Source organism: Streptomyces sp. NRRL S-244 (assembly GCF_000717915.1).
Classification (GTDB): domain Bacteria; phylum Actinomycetota; class Actinomycetes; order Streptomycetales; family Streptomycetaceae; genus Streptomyces.
In genome coordinates this window covers 1-16,932 of record NZ_JOCX01000022.1, presented here as the reverse complement: position 1 = coordinate 16,932, position 16,932 = coordinate 1, and the positions used below count along the sequence as shown (strand labels likewise).

The following is a 16,932-nucleotide window of genomic DNA, read 5'->3' as shown; positions in this document are numbered from 1 at the left end:
GTCACGGAAGGCGGCCCGGGCAGGCGCACGGTTCGGCGCCGGGCGGGGCGTCCGCGGGTATGGAGAAGGCCTCGTCCTCGGCGAGCGTGCAGGTCACGTACAGCACGACCGGTACGGTGCCCAGGTTGCGGCCCAGGTGGAGGTGTTCGGCGCCGGGCGGTTCGACGAAGCTGGTGCCGGGGCGGTGCACGACGACCGAGTTGTCGTGCAGGATCCGGGTCAGCGTCCCGGACTTGACGAGCGCGATCAGCGGAACGCGGTGGAAGTGCCAGCCGGTGCACCCGCCGGGCTCTATGACGACCTCCCGGCCCGCGAGGCCCTCCGCGCCGCCCTCCACGGATCGTATGAGCCGCGCCGTCGGCTGCCATCCACCCATGTATGCACTCCTCCCCCATGGGCATCACGGCCATACCGCAGCCCCAACGCCCCACGGTAGAGGGACATCCGGACAACAGCGAAAGTTGGCGAAACCTCAACCGCCATTTCCAGCAAGGTGATAAGCGGACCGGACAGCGGTATCACATCGTCATGAGCCTCGTGGTGTTCGAGTCGCTGAAGCAGATCCACTGCGCGGAGTGCCGCCAGGGGCCGCTCCGGCATCTCGTCCGCGAGGCCGGCGTGCCCCGCTGCCTGGACTGCGCCGACCTCGGGCACCTGGTCTACCTGCCGCGCGGGGACGCCGCCCTCACCCGGCGGGCCCGTGAGGCGAGTTCGCTCTCGGCCGTCGTAGTCCGCTTCAACAAGCGCCGTCGCCGCTACGAGCGCCAGGGGCTCCTGGTCGAGGACCCCGCCCTGGCCCGCGCCGAGCGCGCCTGCCTCGCGGACGCCGAGGCGCGGGCCCGCCGCCGGGAGCGCGACCGGCTGCGCCGCGCCGTCCAGGACACCCGGTTCACGGCGGCCTTCGCCGCCGAGATCGTGCGGCTGTTCCCGGGGTGCCCGGCCGATCGGGCGGTGGCGATAGCCACCCATGCCTCGCTGCGCGGCAGCGGACGGGTGGGCCGTACGGCGGCCGGCCGGGCCCTCGACGAGCAGGCGGTGTCGGTGGCGGTCCGGGCGGCGGTGCGGCACACCGACACCGAGTACGACGCCCTGCTGATGGCGGGCGTCCCGCGGTTCGCGGCCCGGGCCCGGCTGGCACCGCGGATCGACGCGATCCTGGACGCCTGGCGCACGCCCCCGCCGCCGTCACCATCGCCCCCGCCGGCCTCGGCCTCGGCCCGAGAGGCGTAGCCCGCGGCCGGGACATCCCCTAGCCGAGGCGGAAGCGGCGGTAGAGCAGCACCCCGCCCAGCAGCAGCGCCCCGCCGCCGGGGAGCAGGTAGCCGACTCCGTCGGCCCCGGTGTGGGCGAGCGCCGGGCCGTGCTGCGGCGGCGCGGGCGGGGTGACGGGCGGGGTCACGGGCTGCTCGACGACGGGCGGCTGCGGCGGCTTGCCGCCGCTGGGCTGGTCGCCGTTGACGGAGGTGTTGCCGGTGGAGCCGTTGCCGAGCCCGACGACGTTCACCGAGTTGCCGCTGATGTTGACCGGGACGTCGACCGGAAGCTGGATCCCGTTGCCCGACAGCAGCCCCGGCGAATCCTTTCCTCGCCCGTCGGCATGCGCTCCCCCGCCCGTGTGGGACCCCGCACCGGCCACGACCCCCGGTTTCGAAGGATGCGAGGACGCCGACCCTGGATTCCCGTTGCCGCCCCCCGCGTTGGCACAGCGGTTGCCCGCGGCCGAGTTGAGCAGGCCGACCACGCTCACGGTGTTCCCGCAGACGTTCACCGGGGTGTGCACCGGCAGTTGCACCAGATTCCCGGACAGCAGCCCCGGCGAACGCTCGGCCGTCCCTCCCGCGTCCGCATCGGCGTAGGCGAATCCGCCGACACCCGCGACCGCCAGTCCGCCTCCCGCAACCACCGCCGCGATCAAGCCATTCCGACGACTGTGCCGCATCAGTTTCCCTGCCTTCCGGAGGAGTTCACGGGCACTGCACCCGCACCGGAAACAACGCGGTAAACCCGTTCGGGTTATAGAGCCGGTACGCATTTCACTCCATCGTGTACTGGGTAATGCCTACTTCATGACCGAACGCCCGCTCCTGCTCCTCGACGTGGACGGCCCCCTCAACCCGTTCCGGTCCCGCCTCGCCGGGCTCCGCGGATACACGAGTCACCGGATGCGTCCGGCGGACTGGATGTCCCACCGGGACCCCGAATCCCGCAGCGCCCGGCGCGGGCTGCGGGTCCGCCTGCACCCGGCGCACGGGCCCCGCCTGCTGGCCCTGCCGTTCGAACTCACGTGGGCCACCGCCTGGATGCACCAGGCCAACACGATGATCGCCCCGCACATCGGACTACCGGGAGATCTTCCCGTCATCGAATGGCCGGAACTCTTCGCCTCCGACCCCGACGGTCTCTTCTGGAAGACCCGCCCGCTCCTCGACTGGGCAGCGGGCCGCCCCTTCGCCTGGGTCGACGACATGATCACCCCGCAGGACCGCGCCTGGATCGCGGCCCACCACCCCGCCCCGGCCCTCCTCCTCACCATCCAGGCCCGCCACGGCCTGCGCGACCGCGACTTCACCACGTTGACGCGCTGGGCGGCGGAGGTCAGTGGCGCAGGGCGGTGAGGGGGTCCGGGGAGGGGGTGCCCGTGGGCCACCAGTCCTCGGTGTCCGGGCGGGACTCGTAGGCGTACCAGAGGCCGTCGCGGCCCAGGCGGAGCTGGCGGGTGTGCGCGGTGAGGCGGTTGCGCTCGGGGCGGAAGGCACCCCGGGAGGCGGCGAGGAGGGCCGGGCGGGCCCGGTCGAAGGGGCCGGCCGGGGGGTCCCAGGGCTCTTCGAGGGCGGCGAGCGCGGGCCGGCCGCCCTGGCGCCAGGCCGCGGCGGCGCGGGCCAGGTCGGTGGTGGTGCGGCCGGTGGCGCGGGCCAGGTCCCGGTAGAGGGTGCGGGCCGCGCCGGTGAGGCCGGCCGTGTGGTGCGCGGAGGCCAGGCGGACGGCGTCCTGCCAGAGCGTGAGCCCGGCGATCGGGTCCTCGGCGGTGGTGAGCAGGGCGAAGGCGCGGGCGGCGGCGTCCGTGGCGAGCTGGTCCAGGGCCAGCGGGTCCGGGGCCGCCGGGTCCGCCGGGTACGCGGGCGGGAGCCCCACCGCCGCGGGGGCGGGAAGCGGGGCCGGCAGCGGAGGCAGGCTGGTGCGGGCCAGCGCGGCGCGGGCCGGGACCCCGGGGAAGTCCGGCGCGGTGTCGGGCTGTTCGCGGGCGGCGTGGGCCGCGTTGCGGCGGGTCAGCTCGTCGAGGAGCTCCCGCTCGCCCCGGCCGCGCAGGAGCAGCAGGACGAACGGGTCCTCGTCGAGGAGGCGGGCCGCCCGGTAGCAGAGGGCCGCGGCGTGCTTGCAGGGCGGACGAGCGGTGTCCGGGCAGGAGCAGCGCGGAGCGAGCTCACCCGCGCCGGGCAGGACCGTCCCCGCCAGAGACTGCGGAACCTCCCGCTCCAGCAGGCCGGCGAGGGCCGTGGGGTCCGCGGCCACCGTCTCCAGGAGTTCGCTCCACTCGGCGTCCGGGAAGGGGCTCAGGGCCAGTTCGGTGCGGTACGGGCGGGCCCGGCTGCCCCGTACGTAGGCCACGATCCGGCCCGGGGTGACCGTGACCGCGTCGACATGGCCCTCGGCCGCGTACGCCCGGCCCCGGGCCAGGCGGGCCGGGTCGCCGGACGCCGCTTCGAGCGCCGCCACCCAGGCCCGGCCCCACCAGCTGACGGCTTCCGCCCCGGCGGGCACGGTCTCGAAGGTGCGCCGCCGGTCGTCCCGTGCGGTGATCATGCCGGTCTCCTCACCGTGATCATGCCGGCCTCCTCACCGTGGTCATGCGGGCCTCCGCAGGGAGACGAGGTCGGCCAGCTCGCGGTCGGTCAGCTCCGTGAGCGCCGACTCACCCGAGCCGAGCACGGCATCGGCCAGGGCCCGCTTGGCCTCCAGCATCTCGGCGATCCGGTCCTCCACGGTGCCCTCGGCGATGATCCGGTGGACCTGGACGGGCTGCGTCTGGCCGATCCGGTACGCGCGGTCGGTGGCCTGCTCCTCCACCGCCGGGTTCCACCAGCGGTCGAAGTGGATCACATGGCCGGCCCGCGTGAGGTTCAGCCCGGTGCCCGCCGCCTTCAACGAGAGCAGGAAGACCGGGACTTCGCCGGACTGGAAGCGGTCCACGAGCTCCTCGCGGCGCGCCACCGGCGTCCCGCCGTGCAGGAGCTGGTGGGAGATCCCCCGGGCCGCCAGGTGCCGCTCGATGATCCGGGCCATCGTCACGTACTGGGTGAAGACCAGCACCGAGCCGTCCTCCGCGAGGATCGTGTCCAGCAGCTCGTCCAGCAGGGCCAGCTTGCCCGAACGGTGCGGGATCCGGGGCTGCTCCTCCTTCAGGTACTGCGCGGGGTGGTTGCAGATCTGCTTGAGCGAGGCCAGCAGTTTCATGATCATGCCGCGCCGCTCGATGCCCTCGCTCGCCTCGATCACGGCCATCGCCTCGTCCACCGCGGCCTGGTAGAGCGAGGCCTGCTCGCGCGTGAGGGAGACCGGATGATCGGTCTCCGTCTTCGGCGGCAGCTCGGGGGCGATCCCCGGGTCGGACTTCTTGCGCCGCAGCAGGAACGGCCGTACGAGCGCGGCCAGCCGGGCCACCGCCGCCTCGTTGCCCCCGTCCTCCTCCTGCTGGTGCTCCACCGGGCGGGCGTGCCGGGCCCGGAACGCCGTCAGCGGGCCCAGCAGCCCGGGCGTGGTCCAGTCGAGCAGCGCCCACAGCTCGGAGAGGTTGTTCTCGACCGGGGTGCCGGTCAGCGCCACCCGGGCCGGCGCCGGGATCGTGCGCAGCGCCTTCGCGGTCGCCGAATGCGGGTTCTTCACGTGCTGCGCCTCGTCGGCGACGACCATGCCCCAGCGCTGCTCGGCCAGCCGGGGCGCACTCGCGCGCATCGTCCCGTACGTGGTGAGCACGAATCCGCCCGCCAGCCCGTCGAGGCTGCGGCTGCCGCCGTGGAAGCGGCGCACGGCGACCCCGGGCGCGAACTTCTCGATCTCCCGCTGCCAGTTGCCCAGCAGCGACGCGGGGCAGACGACGAGCGTCGGCTCGGGGCGGTCCCGGTGCAGGTGCAGCGCGATCAGCGTGACCGTCTTGCCCAGGCCCATGTCGTCGGCGAGGCAGCCGCCGAGGCCGAGCGAGGTCATGAGGTCCAGCCAGGCCAGGCCGCGGGCCTGGTAGTCGCGCAGGGTGGCCTTCAGCCCGACGGGCTGCGGCAGCGGGGCCAGCTCGCCGGTCAGCCGCTGCCGCAGGGCGGCCAGCGCGCCCACCGGAACCGCCGCCACCGGCTCCCCGTCCACCTCGGCCGTCCCCGTCAGTACGGCGGCCAGCGCATCCACCGGGTCCAGCAGGCCCAGCTCCCGCTTGCGCGCCTTGCGCACCAGCTCGGGATCGACCCGCACCCACTGGTCCCGCAGCCGCACCACGGGCCGGTGCGCCTGCGCCAGCGCGTCCATCTCCCCCGGGGTGAGCCGGTCGCCGCCCAGCGCGAGCTCCCAGGAGAAGGCGAAGAGGTGGTTCGCGTCGAAGAAGGCGGTGCCGTCGGTGGCGGAGCCGGGCGCGGTGGACCGTACGACCGCGGTCGCGGACAGCGTACGGGCCAGCTCGCGCGGCCAGTGGACCAGGACCCCGGCGGCCGCCAGCCGGATCGCGGCCCTGCCGAGGAGGTCTTCGAGCTCCGGGTCGGACAGGGCGAGGACATCGGGGACCGGCTGGTCCAGCAGCCGCAGCAGCGGCGGCCAGACCCGGGCGGCCCGGCGCAGCGCCAGTACGGCGTCGATCCGGGCGCGCGGCCCGAACCCGGCGGCGGCCGCACCGGCCCACAGCAGCCCGGCGTCGGTGACGAGGGTGGGGTCGGCGAGGCTGTGCACCTGGACGACGGCGGCTCCGGCGCGACGGGTGTCCGCGTCCTCCGTGCCCGTCGTGCCCCCAGTGCCCGCCGCGCCCGCCGTGTCCTCCGTGTCCTGCGACGGGTCGAAGAGGCGGAACGAGGACAGGTCGAGCCGCAGCGAGATCCCCACGCCGGCATCGGCGCCGGCCGCGACCTGCGCGGCCCAGTCCTGTATCCCCGGGACCCGCTGGGGCTCCTGTGCGGCGAAGGGCCGCCCGGCGGCCAGCGGCGCGGCCGGGGTACGGGGCAGGCTGTCGGCGACGGCATCGAGGAACGCCCGGACCAGCGCCTCCGGTTCGGCCAGCTGGAGGGGGCGGCGGCCGGTCAGGGGGGTGGCGTGCCCCTCGTACGGGAGGGCAGCGGCCACCGCGCGCAGGTGGCCCACGTCCTCGGCGTCGAGCGGGCCGGCCCGCCAGGCGTCGACCCCGTCGGGGGTGACGCCGGGGAGGAGGCGGCCGCGGGCGACGAGCGCGAGGGCGTGGAGGGCGGCGGTGCCCCAGGCGCGGGTGGCGGGGTGCGCGGCGGGGCTGCGGGGGGCGCGGGCGAGGAGCGGGAGGGCGTCGGTGACGGAGAGGGTGAGGGAGGGGACGGTACGGGTGCGGATCCCCTGGCCGTGGGGGCGCACGACGGCGAGCGGGGCCGGGGTCCCGCCCGGGAGCTCGGGGAGGGCGTCCCCGTCGGGGGCCCAGAAGGCGATGCGGGCCTCGCGGGGGACGGCAGCGGGGAGGAAGACGGCGGCGTGGCGCAGGAGCCCGGCGGCCTGCGCGGGCTGGTGCGGCTGCGGTGTCACGGTGTCGCCCCCTCTCCCCTCACTGCGGTCACGTCAGACGGATCCCGCCTGCCGTCGAGTCTAGGTGCGGCCACTGACAATGCCGCTGAGCTGGGCAGACGCCGACTCCCGACCCACTGGGCGGGGCCGGCCGGCGCGGGGCGGGCCGTACGGCCGGAAAAGGCGTTTTGGGGTGGCATGGGGTGGGGACGGCTCACAGCACCGCACTACCCGCCACATGGGGAGAAACCGCCATGCTTCAGGGCCTCGCCGCCGTCATCGCGCTCGCGCTCACCGCCCCGGGATTCCTCGGCGCCGCCGATCTGCCGCCGCATCCCACCTCGCCCTGGCATGCCGGGAAGGTCACCGGGGGGCTGCCCGAAACGGCGCCGTTCTGCCTGGACGGGGCGCTTCCGGCGGCCGGGAGCTGGCACCGGCACTTCGGGACCGACCTCGACACCGGCGCCGTGCAGGTCTCCGTACGGGCCTCCTCCGACTCGGCGGCCGCCCGGCTGGCCCGGAACCTGGAGCGGCAGGTCGCCGCCTGCGCCGCCGACTGGCTGCGGGAGCACCCGGACGGGACGGCCGGCTCGAAGGACTACGGGGCCCTCCCCGTCGAGGAGGGCGCCCACGTCTACGGCGTGCACACCTCGGTCCCGGACTCCGAACCCGGCGTGCACCTCTTCGGCATCGGACGCGACGGTTCCACCGTGACCGTCGTCCAGTGGGGCCAGATGGGCAACCTGAGCGACGCCCCCGTCCCCGCCTTCAAGCGGACGACCACGACCGCCGTGAACCGGCTCAATCCATGACTTGCGATGACATTCAATTACATTCAATTACATGACCTGACCTGACCTACCATGGTGCTGAGGCGATGGCCATGCGTTCCGGAAACGAGCCGGTGACCGCCCGCAGTCCGCTGCGGCTGCGGTTCTGGCTGAGTCTGTGGGGGTTCGTCTGGGCCGCCGCCGGGACCGCCGCCTTCTCGCTGGTCGACCGTCCCGGGTGGGCGGCCGCCTGCGGGGTCGTCGCCGTACTCGCGCTCGTCGACCTGGCCGTGGTGCTCCACCACATCCACCAGGGCCCGCACTACCAGCCGGGCCCGGACGTCCCCCCGTACGAGCCCCCGCACCAGCGGTGACGCGGCCGGCCCGCTCCTCCTCACTCCTCGAAGCGGGCCGCCGCCAGGTAGTCGGGCCGGGGGTCCAGGGCGGCCGCCAGGCGGAAGTGCTTGCGCGCCTGTTCGGGGCGGCCGGAGCGCTCGTGGGTACGGGCCAGGGCGAAGTGCGCGAAGGCGTTGTCCGGCTCCCGCTCCAGCACCAGCTCGAACTCCAGCGCCGCCGGACGCAATTGGGCGGCGGCGAAGAACGCACGGGCCCGCAGCAGCCGGGCCGCCGTGTTCTCCGGGTGCGCGGCGATGACCGAGTCGAGCAGCTTCACGGCGCCCCGCGGATCACGCGCGGCCAGCAGCTGCTCGGCGGCCCGGTAGTCGATGACGTGCGTCTCGGGCGATGAGCCGGACGGCGAAGGCGGCTGCGCCGGTATGGACGGCGGCGTGGTATCGGACACGGTCTGTTCCTTCCCTCTGCGGCCGCGTTCAACGCCCCGCGCCCCGCCCGCTATTCCATGCGCACGTCAGGCACCGGCAGCGCCCGCCGCCGCCTCCCGCTCTCTGAGCTCGGCCCACACCTTGCGCACCTGCGGCTCCAGCGCCTCCAGCGGCCCGTCGTTGTCGATCACGAGCGTGGCCACCGCCAGCCGCTGCTCCCGCGTGGCCTGCGCGGCCATCCGGGCCCGCGCCTCCGCCTCGGCCATCCCGCGCAGCGCGGTCAGCCGGGCCAGCTGTGTCTCGGGGGCCGCGTCCACCACGACCACCAGGTCGTACAGCGGCGCCAGGCCGTTCTCCGCGAGCAGCGGTACGTCGTGCACCACGATCGCGTCGGGCCCGGCAGCGGCCTCCAGTTCGGCCGACCGGGCCCCGACCAGCGGGTGCACGATCGCATTGAGGGTCTGCAGCTTCGCCGGGTCGGCGAACACGATCGAGCCCAGCTTCGGCCGGTCCAGCGTCCCCTCGCCGGTCAGCACGGACTCCCCGAAAGCCGCCACGACGGCCGCGAGCCCCGGCGTACCCGGCTCCACGACCTCCCGCGCGATGCGGTCGGCGTCCACGACGACCGCCCCGTACCCCGCCAGCAGCCGCGAGACCTCGCTCTTGCCGGCACCGATTCCGCCTGTCAGGCCAACCTTCAACATGCCCAGCAGACTAGACCCCGCGCCCCGGCCCCCGTACGGCCCCCCATACGGCCCCCGCCCCGGCCGACCGGGACGAGGCCTCAGCCCTCGCCCTCGCGCTCCGCCAGGAACCGCTCGAACTCGCGGCCGATCTCGTCCGCCGACGGGATCTCCTGCGGCTCCGCGATCATGTTGCCCCGCGTCTCGGCGCCGGCCGCCGCGTCGTACTGGTGCTCCAGCCCCTGCACCAGGGAGACCAGCTCCTCGTCGCCCTCGCGGATCTGCCGGTCGATCTCGGTCTGCGTCCGGTGCGCCTCGGTGCGCAGCGCGTGCGCCACCGCCGGCAGGACCAGCCCGGTCGCCGCCGTGATCGCTTCCAGCGCCGTCAGCGCGGCGTCCGGGTACGCGGAGCGCGCCACGTAGTGCGGTACGTGCGCGGCGACGCCCAGCACGTCGTGCCCGGCCTGGCCGAGGCGGAACTCCACCAGGGACTCCGCGCTGCCCGGCACCTGCGCCTCGTCGAACGGGCTGCGGTGGCCCGGCATGAGGTCGGTCCGGTTGCCGTGCGGGGTGATCCCGACGGGCCGGGTGTGCGGGACGCCCATGGGGATGCCGTGGAAGTTGACCGAGAGCCGCACGCCGAGGCGCTCGATGATCTGCCGGACGGCGACGGCGAAGCGCTCCCACTCCACGTCCGGCTCGGGGCCGGAGAGCAGCAGGAACGGGGCGCCCGTGGCGTCCTGGACGAGGCGCACCTCGAGGCGCGGCTCCTCGAACTCGGTCCAGTGGTCGCGCTGGAACGTCAGCAGCGGGCGCCGGGCGCGGTAGTCGACCAGGCGGTCGGCGTCGAACCGGGCCACGACCTGGTGGGGCAGCGTGTCGAGCAGCCGCTCGACGATCTGCTCCCCGGCCTCACCTGCGTCGATGTACCCCTCGAAGTGGTAGAGCATGACCAGCCCGGCCGAGTCCTGGGCCAGCGCCAGATCCGCCACCGCCAGGCCCTTGGCATCCCATTCGTACAAACCCTGTGGATCAAGCACCGTCACCACTCCTCCTCGCCGCCTACGTTGCGCACAACGTCCAAGGCGGCTGCTCCATTCCCCAGTTGGCCCCTTTCACAGGAATGCAACAAGGCCCGCCCCCCTGAGGGGACGGGCCTTGTCGTTCAGCTCGGCTACAGCTCAGCTCGGCTCAGCTCCAGCTCACACCGAGGTGCGATGCGCTGCGATCAGCTCTGGCCGCCGGCCAGCTTCTCGCGGAGCGCGGCCAGGGCCTCGTCGGAGGCCAGGGCGCCCGAGGTCTCGTCCGACTCCGAGGAGTAGGAACCACCCGAGATGCCCGCACCGGCGTTGCCACTGGCGGCCGGGGCGGCAGCGCCCTCGGCAGCAGCGGCCTCGTCGGCCTCGCGGCTCTTGATGACCTGGGCCTGGTGCTGCTCGAAGCGGACCTGCGCCTCGGCGTACTGGCGCTCCCACGTCTCGCGCTGGGTGTCGAAGCCCTCGAGCCAGTCGTTGGTCTCGGGGTCGAAGCCCTCGGGGTAGATGTAGTTGCCCTGGTCGTCGTAGGACGCGGCCATGCCGTACAGGGTCGGGTCGAACTCGACCGACGCCGGGTCGGCACCGAAGGACTCGTTGGCCTGCTTCAGGGACAGCGAGATCCGGCGACGCTCGAGGTCGATGTCGATGACCTTGACGAAGATCTCGTCGTTGACCTGGACGACCTGCTCCGGGATCTCCACGTGGCGCTCGGCCAGCTCGGAGATGTGGACCAGACCCTCGATGCCCTCGTCCACGCGGACGAACGCACCGAACGGAACCAGCTTGGTGACCTTACCCGGGACGACCTGACCGATCTGGTGCGTACGGGCGAACTGCTGCCACGGGTCCTCCTGCGTCGCCTTCAGCGACAGGGAGACACGCTCGCGGTCCATGTCGACGTCGAGGACCTCGACGGTGACTTCCTGGCCGACCTCGACAACCTCGGACGGGTGGTCGATGTGCTTCCAGGACAGCTCGGAGACGTGGACGAGACCGTCGACGCCACCCAGGTCCACGAAGGCACCGAAGTTGACGATCGAGGAAACGACGCCGGAGCGGACCTGACCCTTCTGCAGGGTGGTGAGGAACGTCTGGCGAACCTCGGACTGGGTCTGCTCCAGCCAGGCGCGGCGGGACAGGACCACGTTGTTGCGGTTCTTGTCCAGCTCGATGATCTTCGCCTCGAGCTCCTTGCCCACGTAGGGCTGGAGGTCGCGGACGCGGCGCATCTCGACGAGGGAGGCCGGCAGGAAGCCGCGGAGGCCGATGTCGAGGATGAGACCACCCTTGACGACCTCGATGACGGTACCGGTGACGATGCCGTCTTCTTCCTTGATCTTCTCGATCGTGCCCCAGGCGCGCTCGTACTGGGCGCGCTTCTTGGACAGGATCAGGCGGCCTTCCTTGTCCTCCTTCTGGAGAACCAGGGCCTCGATCTCGTCGCCGACCTTGACGACCTCGTTCGGGTCGACGTCGTGCTTGATCGAGAGCTCACGGCTCGGGATCACGCCTTCGGTCTTGTAACCGATGTCGAGCAGGACCTCGTCCCGGTCGACCTTCACGATGACGCCGTCGACGATGTCGCCGTCGTTGAAGTACTTGATCGTCTCGTCGATCGCGGCGAGGAAGGCTTCCTCGTTACCGATGTCGTTGACCGCTACCTGCGGGGTGGTAGAGGTGGTCTCGGTGCTGCTCGTCATGTGGGAAAGGGCTCCGGTTACGGACAGAAAGTCGTAGGTACTGCTACGCCGGGAGCCCTTATCGGCATCTGCCGAAGAAGCCGGACAGCCAAGGAAGCCCATGCTCCGCCGTGAAGCGGACCGGGCCTCGAGAACCGAGGGGTCATCAACAGATGCAAGCGCAGCCTGCTAGGTCTGAGGAGCACAGGCTCGCAGCGCAACTTGTAGCATACGGGGGCAGCCGGACAGGGTCAATGCGCGAAGGCGCACACCCCGGGCGGATCACCGCATAACCGGCACAATTCGTGGGCGGGCGGGCGCCGATGGCCCTTCCCTGCCTTGTTACGACTCTTTCCGACTCTTTCCGCAGACTACGACGACGGGCCCCATGAACCAAGAGGACTACGCCCCCGAAGAAGCGTACGAAGCCGACGGCCCCGGCCACGGCGGCGGCGAGGACGCCGGCGACGACGCGGAGGCCACCCGGCGTGAGGCCGACGACACGGAGAGCAGCCGGGCCAGCCGGGGCTGGTGGGACCGCAACGCCGACGAGTACCAGAACGAGCACGGGGCCTTCCTCGGCGACGACCGCTTCGTCTGGGGGCCGGAGGGCCTCGACGAGGCGGATGCCGCGCTGCTCGGCCCCGCGGACTCCCTGAAGGACAAGGACGTCCTGGAGATCGGCGCCGGCGCCGCCCAGTGCTCGCGCTGGCTGGCCGCCCAGGGCGCCCGCCCCGTCGCCCTCGACCTCTCCCACCGCCAGCTCCAGCACGCCCTGCGCATCGGCGACGACGTCCCCCTGGTGGAGGCGGACGCCGGCCGGCTGCCCTTCCGCGACGGCTCCTTCGACCTGGCCTGTTCCGCGTACGGGGCCGTCCCCTTCGTCGCCGACCCCGTCAACGTCATGCGCGAGGTGCACCGCGTGCTGCGCCCCGGCGGCCGCTGGGTCTTCTCCGTCACCCACCCCATCCGCTGGGCCTTCCCCGACGAGCCCGGCCCGGAGGGGCTCTCGATCGCCGCCTCCTACTTCGACCGGACCCCGTACGTCGAGCAGGACGAGCGGGGCCGCGCCGTCTACGTGGAGCACCACCGCACCATCGGCGACCGGGTCCGGGACGTGGTGGCGGGCGGGTTCCGCCTGGTCGACCTCGTGGAGCCGGAGTGGCCCGCCTGGAACACCCAGGAGTGGGGCGGCTGGTCCCCGCTGCGCGGCAACCTGATCCCCGGCACCGCGATCTTCGTCTGCGAGAGGGACTGACCTCTTGATCCGTCAGGCCGACCTCGACGCCCTTCCCGTACGGGAGGCCCTGCCCGCCCTGGTCTCCGCGCTGGACGCCCACGGCACGGCGGTGCTCTGCGCGCCGCCCGGCACCGGCAAGACCACGCTGGTGCCACTGGTGCTGGCGGGACTGGTGGGGCCGGGGGGAGGCGGACCGCGCCGCAAGGTGATCGTCGCCGAGCCCCGGCGGATCGCCGCCCGGGCGGCGGCGCGGCGGATGGCCTGGCTGCTGGGCGAGCCGGTCGGCGGCTCGGTGGGCTTCACGGTGCGCGGCGAGCGGGTGGTGGGACCGGGCACGGTGGTCGAGGTCGTGACCACCGGCGTCCTGCTCCAGCGGCTCCAGCGGGACCAGGAGCTCGGCGGGACGGACGTGGTGGTCTTGGACGAGTGCCACGAGCGGCACCTCGACGCCGACACGGTCGCCGCCTTCCTGCTGGACGTACGGGAGACCCTGCGCCCGGAGCTGCGCCTGGTCGCGGCCTCCGCGACGACCGACGCGGCCGGCTGGGCCCGGCTGCTGGGGCACGCGCCGGTGGTGGAGGCCGCGGGCGTGTCGTACCCGGTGGAGACGGTGTGGGCCCCGTCGGCCCGGCCGGTGCGGCCCCCGCACGGCATGCGGGTGGACCCGGCGCAGCTGGCGCACGTGGCCTCGGTGGTGCGGCGGGCGCTGGCGGAACGCTCCGGCGACGTGCTGTGCTTCCTGCCCGGCGTCGGGGAGATCGCCCGGGTCGCGGGGCAGCTGGGCGCGGTGGAGGCGGAGGTGCTCCAGCTCCACGGGCGCGCCCCGGCGGCGGTGCAGGAGGCGGCGTTGTCCGTGGTGCCGCACCGCCGGGTGATCCTGTCCACCGCGGTGGCGGAGTCCAGCCTGACCGTGCCGGGCGTACGGGTGGTCGTGGACTCCGGACTGGCCCGCGAACCCCGGGTGGACCACGCGCGGGGGCTGGGCGCGCTGGCGACCGTACGGGCGTCGCGCGCGGCCGGGCGCCAGCGGGCGGGCCGGGCGGGGCGCGAGGCACCCGGGGCGGTGTACCGCTGCTGGTCGCAGGCGGAGGACGGCCGCCTGTCGGCGTTCCCCTCCCCCGAGATCCGGATCGCGGACCTGGCGCAGTTCGCACTCCAGGCGGCGTGCTGGGGCGATCCGGACGCGTCCGGGCTGGCGCTGCTGGACCCGCCGCCGGCCGGGGCGATGGCCGCGGCGCGGGAGGTGCTGGTCGCGGTGGGCGCGGTGGACCCGGCGGGCCCGGTCACCGCGCGCGGGCAGCGGATGGCCCGGCTCGGGCTGCACCCGCGCATGGCCCGCGCCCTGCTGGACGGCTCCGCCGCGCTGGGGCCCCGCCGGGCGGCGGAGATCGTCGCCCTGCTGAGCGAGGAGCCGCCGCGGGAGTACGGGGACGACCTCGCCGCCGCCTGGCGCCGGGCCCGCGCGGGCGGCGACGCGTACGCCGCGCGCTGGCGGTCGGAGGCCAAGCGGCTGGAGCGGGCCGCGGGTGCCGCCGGAACCGGGGCTTCGCCCCGGACCCCTTCGGGGGCTGCGCCCGCGGTGCAGCCCGCCCGGCGTTCGAGGGCCGGGTCCGGGCAGAGCCCGGTTTCGGGAAGGGGCGGGGTGGGGGAGGAAGCGCTCTCCGACGACGCCGCCGCCGGGCTCGTCGCGGCCCTCGCGTTCCCCGAGCGCGTCGCCAAGGCCAAGGGCCAGGGGGCCTTCCTCATGGCCAACGGCACGGGAGCCGAGCTCGCCGACGGGTCCGCGCTGCGCAGCGCGCCCTGGCTGGCGGTGGCCGTCGCCGACCGGGGGCCGCATTCCGCCTCCGCCCGGGTCCGGCTGGCCGCCGTCGTCGACGAGGACACCGCCCGTGCCGCGGCCCGGCACCTGCTCACCTCCGGCGAGGAGGTCCGCTGGGAGGACGGCGACCTCGTCGCCCGCGCCGCCGAGCGGCTCGGGGCGATCGGGCTGACCGTGCGCCCGCTGAAGAACCCCGACCCGGACCTCGTCCGGGCCGCCCTCCTCGACGGCCTGCGCAGCGAGGGCCTCGGCCTGCTGCGCTGGTCCGCGGACGCGCAGGCGCTCCGGGCCCGGCTCGGCTTCCTGCACCGCACGCTCGGGGGCGGCTGGCCCGACGTAGAGGACGACGACGCCCTGCTGGAGCGCGCCGACGACTGGCTGGAGCCCGAGCTGTCCCGGGCCCGCCGCCGCGCCGATCTCGGGCGGATCGACGCCGGGCAGGCGCTGAACCGGCTGCTGCCCTGGGCCACCGGCGAGGCCGCCCGCCTCGACGAGCTGGCCCCGGAGCGGATCGAGGTGCCCAGCGGCTCCCGGATCCGGGTGGACTACTCCGCCGAGCAGGGGCACGGGCAGCCGGTCCTCGCCGTGAAGCTCCAGGAGCTGTTCGGGCTGGCCGAGACCCCGAAGGTGGCCGGGGTGCCCGTACTCGTGCACCTGCTGTCCCCGGCCGGACGGCCCGCCGCCGTCACCGCCGACCTGGCCTCCTTCTGGCAGGGCGGCTACCGCGCCGTGCGCGCCGAGCTCCGCGGCCGCTACCCCAAGCACCCCTGGCCGGAGGATCCGGCGACCGCCGAGCCCACCCGGCACACCAGCGCCCGGCTCAGGCGACAGCAGTGAGCCTCGTGGTGAGCCCCTCCCCGTCCTCCGCCTCGCCGCGGCGGCCGCGGGCCTCCAGCCACAGCGCCAGCCCGAGCAGGACGAGGGCGCCGGCCGCCAGGCCGACGGGGGCGTACGTGTGCAGGGCGAGGACCTTCGTACGGTTCGACTTGACCAGGTCGACGGTGTACGCGGCGTAGTCCTCGCGCATCTTCACGTGCCCGGCGAAGACGGTGAGCCTGCCGTCGGGCGCGCCGGCCGCGATGCCGCCGCGCATCTCCTGCTCGATGACCTGCTCGGCGTTGACGGGCGCCCCGGTCACGGGGTCGACCCAGAACATCGCCTTGGCCTGGTACCAGAGGCTGGTGCCGGTGCTCTGCTCGAAGGTCTTCGGGTCGATGCCCTCGATCGGCATCTTCTTCGGCAGGGCGACCTTGGTCCACGGCAGGGTCTGCTCGTAGTAGTAGACGTCCATCCCGCGGTACGTGCGCGGACCGACGTAGTGGATGGGCGAGGCGGTGCGGGTCTGCGCGTCGAAGTAGAGGTAGTCGCGCGGCTCGGTGAAGAACGGCCACTTGAACTCGATGCCCTGGCGTTTGACCGGGTCGCCGTCGACCATCTCGCCGGTGGCGTGCACCGGGTCCTGACTGTGGGCGTCGAAGACGTAGCGCTCGGGGATCTGGGAGACCATCTTCCCGTCCGGGCCCATGATGTACGTGAGGGTGTCCCAGACGACGACGTCCTTGCCGGCGCTCGCCTCGATCTCCTTCGACGCCTCGACGTTGCCCTTCAGGGTCTGGACGATGGTGACCTTGTCGACCTTCTTGGGCTGCATGCCGGCGGTGTAGTCGAGGAGGGTCGCGTCCTTCGCCTCCAGCACCATCTCCTGGTACTGGCTCGGCGGGATCTTGGCGAGCCTGGGGTACGCGTACCAGCGCAGCAGCGGTGCGAGGGCGGCGAGGAACACGGCGAAGGCGAGCAGGACGAGGCTGGCGGTACGTCTCAAGGCCGGGCCTCCTCTACTGTCCGGGCGCGCTGGGCGCGGTGGTGAGCAGGGGCTTGGGCGAGGTCTTGCCTTCGGGCGCCCCGAACGCCGTGATGGCGAACACGAGGGCCAGCGCGGCGGCAAGCCCGATGGCGGCGGCGACGAATGCACGCATGCCGGGGCCTCCGGAATCTGATGGAACGTCAGGTCGGAGCCCGCACCGTAGCAACGCGCGGCGCAGATGAGAACCGTCTGCTACGGAGCCTTGGTCCCGGTGGGGGACGGGGAGGCGGACGGGGACGCCTTGCGCGTGACCGTGGGGCTCGGGGTGGGCGTCGGGGCCGGCCGCGCGCCGGCCGTCGGCGTGGGAGTCGGACTCGGCGTCGGCGTGGGGGTCGGCGTGGGGG

At 73.9% G+C, this 16,932-nt stretch carries 16 protein-coding genes; 6 read left to right on the top strand and 10 right to left on the bottom strand.

Going from position 1 to position 16,932, the window contains the following annotated elements; translation table 11 throughout:
* Nucleotide 1: 1 nt before the first annotated feature.
* Entirely contained in the window at nt 2-376 is a 375-nt protein-coding gene (locus IF02_RS0124240) for a cupin domain-containing protein (RefSeq protein WP_051696502.1), read from the bottom strand.
* A 152-nt stretch (nt 377-528) separates the two neighbouring features.
* On the opposite strand from IF02_RS0124240, the gene IF02_RS0124235 reads away from it, so the two are divergent.
* Complete coding sequence (locus tag IF02_RS0124235; RefSeq protein ID WP_051696501.1) at nt 529-1,230, top strand: DUF2293 domain-containing protein; 702 nt, start codon at nt 529-531, stop codon at nt 1,228-1,230.
* 19 nt (nt 1,231-1,249) lie between these two features.
* On the opposite strand, the gene IF02_RS36130 is transcribed toward IF02_RS0124235, so the two are convergent.
* The gene (locus IF02_RS36130) at nt 1,250-1,903 is read right to left on the bottom strand and encodes a chaplin (RefSeq protein WP_324603783.1); all 654 of its coding nucleotides are present in this window, start codon (nt 1,901-1,903) and stop codon (nt 1,250-1,252) included.
* A gap of 163 nt (nt 1,904-2,066) precedes the next feature.
* On the opposite strand from IF02_RS36130, the gene IF02_RS0124225 reads away from it, so the two are divergent.
* Complete coding sequence (locus IF02_RS0124225; RefSeq protein WP_030160288.1) at nt 2,067-2,615, top strand: hypothetical protein; 549 nt, start codon at nt 2,067-2,069, stop codon at nt 2,613-2,615.
* Here IF02_RS0124225 and IF02_RS0124220 read toward each other — a convergent pair.
* A complete protein-coding gene (locus tag IF02_RS0124220) occupies nt 2,596-3,801 on the bottom strand; it encodes an SWIM zinc finger family protein (RefSeq protein ID WP_030160287.1) in 1,206 nt (401 codons plus the stop codon). The two genes, IF02_RS0124225 and IF02_RS0124220, sit on opposite strands and share 20 nt — an antisense overlap.
* A gap of 42 nt (nt 3,802-3,843) precedes the next feature.
* On the bottom strand, nt 3,844-6,735 hold the full coding sequence (locus IF02_RS0124215) for a DEAD/DEAH box helicase (protein ID WP_030160286.1): 2,892 nt from the start codon (nt 6,733-6,735) through the stop codon (nt 3,844-3,846).
* Nucleotides 6,736-6,968: 233 nt separating this feature from the next.
* Between IF02_RS0124215 and IF02_RS0124210 the strand changes: the two genes are divergently transcribed.
* Entirely contained in the window at nt 6,969-7,526 is a 558-nt protein-coding gene (locus IF02_RS0124210) for a hypothetical protein (protein ID WP_037837012.1), read from the top strand.
* Between the two features lie 71 nt (nt 7,527-7,597).
* Nucleotides 7,598-7,858, top strand: a complete 261-nt coding sequence (locus IF02_RS0124205) for a DUF6343 family protein (RefSeq protein WP_030160284.1) — start codon at nt 7,598-7,600, stop codon at nt 7,856-7,858.
* A 20-nt stretch (nt 7,859-7,878) separates the two neighbouring features.
* On the opposite strand, the gene IF02_RS0124200 is transcribed toward IF02_RS0124205, so the two are convergent.
* The 4 genes from IF02_RS0124200 to rpsA form a co-directional block, all read right to left on the bottom strand.
* Nucleotides 7,879-8,286, bottom strand: a complete 408-nt coding sequence (locus IF02_RS0124200) for a tetratricopeptide repeat protein (RefSeq protein WP_234318316.1) — start codon at nt 8,284-8,286, stop codon at nt 7,879-7,881.
* A 66-nt stretch (nt 8,287-8,352) separates the two neighbouring features.
* Entirely contained in the window at nt 8,353-8,970 is a 618-nt protein-coding gene (gene coaE, locus IF02_RS0124195; RefSeq protein WP_030160282.1) for a dephospho-CoA kinase, read from the bottom strand.
* Nucleotides 8,971-9,050: 80 nt separating this feature from the next.
* The gene (locus IF02_RS0124190; protein WP_030160281.1) at nt 9,051-9,989 is read right to left on the bottom strand and encodes a PAC2 family protein; all 939 of its coding nucleotides are present in this window, start codon (nt 9,987-9,989) and stop codon (nt 9,051-9,053) included.
* 188 nt (nt 9,990-10,177) lie between these two features.
* Nucleotides 10,178-11,686, bottom strand: coding sequence for a 30S ribosomal protein S1 (gene rpsA / locus IF02_RS0124185; RefSeq protein WP_030160280.1), 1,509 nt, complete (start codon nt 11,684-11,686; stop codon nt 10,178-10,180).
* A gap of 367 nt (nt 11,687-12,053) precedes the next feature.
* On the opposite strand from rpsA, the gene IF02_RS0124180 reads away from it, so the two are divergent.
* Together IF02_RS0124180 and hrpB are read left to right on the top strand one after the other, a co-directional pair.
* Nucleotides 12,054-12,923 carry a class I SAM-dependent methyltransferase gene (locus tag IF02_RS0124180; RefSeq protein ID WP_030160279.1) on the top strand — a complete coding sequence of 290 codons (870 nt, stop codon included), beginning with the start codon at nt 12,054-12,056 and terminating at the stop codon, nt 12,921-12,923.
* 4 nt (nt 12,924-12,927) lie between these two features.
* Entirely contained in the window at nt 12,928-15,561 is a 2,634-nt protein-coding gene (gene hrpB / locus IF02_RS0124175; RefSeq protein ID WP_030160278.1) for an ATP-dependent helicase HrpB, read from the top strand.
* Here the strand turns inward: hrpB and IF02_RS0124170 are convergent.
* Entirely contained in the window at nt 15,545-16,546 is a 1,002-nt protein-coding gene (locus IF02_RS0124170) for a DUF3068 domain-containing protein (RefSeq protein WP_030160277.1), read from the bottom strand. The genes hrpB and IF02_RS0124170 overlap by 17 nt on opposite strands.
* Nucleotides 16,547-16,559: 13 nt before the next feature.
* Entirely contained in the window at nt 16,560-16,700 is a 141-nt protein-coding gene (locus IF02_RS34495; protein WP_106977353.1) for an SPW_0924 family protein, read from the bottom strand.
* Between the last annotated feature and the right edge of the window lie 232 nt (nt 16,701-16,932).

Coding starts and splice junctions, on each gene's coding strand:
- coaE (WP_030160282.1), bottom strand. CDS start 8,970: ATGTTGAAGGTTGGCCTGACAGGCGGAATCGGTGCCGGCAAGAGCGAG.
- IF02_RS0124210 (WP_037837012.1), top strand. CDS start 6,969: ATGCTTCAGGGCCTCGCCGCCGTCATCGCGCTCGCGCTCACCGCCCCG.
- IF02_RS0124225 (WP_030160288.1), top strand. CDS start 2,067: ATGACCGAACGCCCGCTCCTGCTCCTCGACGTGGACGGCCCCCTCAAC.
- IF02_RS34495 (WP_106977353.1), bottom strand. CDS start 16,700: ATGCGTGCATTCGTCGCCGCCGCCATCGGGCTTGCCGCCGCGCTGGCC.
- rpsA (WP_030160280.1), bottom strand. CDS start 11,686: ATGACGAGCAGCACCGAGACCACCTCTACCACCCCGCAGGTAGCGGTC.
- IF02_RS0124235 (WP_051696501.1), top strand. CDS start 529: ATGAGCCTCGTGGTGTTCGAGTCGCTGAAGCAGATCCACTGCGCGGAG.
- IF02_RS0124240 (WP_051696502.1), bottom strand. CDS start 376: ATGGGTGGATGGCAGCCGACGGCGCGGCTCATACGATCCGTGGAGGGC.
- IF02_RS0124205 (WP_030160284.1), top strand. CDS start 7,598: ATGCGTTCCGGAAACGAGCCGGTGACCGCCCGCAGTCCGCTGCGGCTG.
- IF02_RS0124180 (WP_030160279.1), top strand. CDS start 12,054: ATGAACCAAGAGGACTACGCCCCCGAAGAAGCGTACGAAGCCGACGGC.
- IF02_RS0124220 (WP_030160287.1), bottom strand. CDS start 3,801: ATGATCACCGCACGGGACGACCGGCGGCGCACCTTCGAGACCGTGCCC.